Annotated in this window: 1 protein-coding gene; it reads left to right on the forward strand. The window is 62.2% G+C overall.

All coding sequences use genetic code 11. The annotated features are described in order from the left end of the window. Positions 1-436, forward strand: a 436-nt coding sequence (locus AACY52_RS31600; RefSeq protein WP_339561594.1) for a TraC family protein, incomplete at both ends; no start/stop codon positions are given.

The following is a 436-nucleotide window of genomic DNA, read 5'->3' on the forward strand; positions in this document are numbered from 1 at the left end:
GTTGGAGCCGACGAGCGCACCGGCGAAATCCTGGCACAGTTCCTATCCGAGGGCATTCCAGCACCGGGATGTTTGCAGTTCCACCAGTGGATGTCACCGCGCATCGGCGAGCGGCTCTCGAAATGGTATCTGCCGCGCTATTCGGCCCGCGGCGTCTACGAACGGATGGCCAAGCACCGCGTCGATTTTCTGACGGACGGTGTCTGGGACTCGTTATCGGCCGACGCGCCATTCTGCCTCCGCAACCACCGTGTCGCAATTTCTTACTCGACCCCAGAATCGTCGAGCGTGTCTGTCGAGCAGATCGTCTCGGTGATGGAAGGGATCATCTCTTCGCTTGCGTCGATCAACGTCGCGGCGCGCACGATGGACCCGGTGGCACTGATCGGATGGATCGACGACATCACGTCGCCGACCACCGCCGCCGGCGATGACG

The organism is Pseudomonas sp. EA_65y_Pfl1_P113, assembly GCF_963970525.1.
Classification (GTDB): Bacteria; Pseudomonadota; Gammaproteobacteria; order Pseudomonadales; family Pseudomonadaceae; genus Aquipseudomonas; species Aquipseudomonas tritici.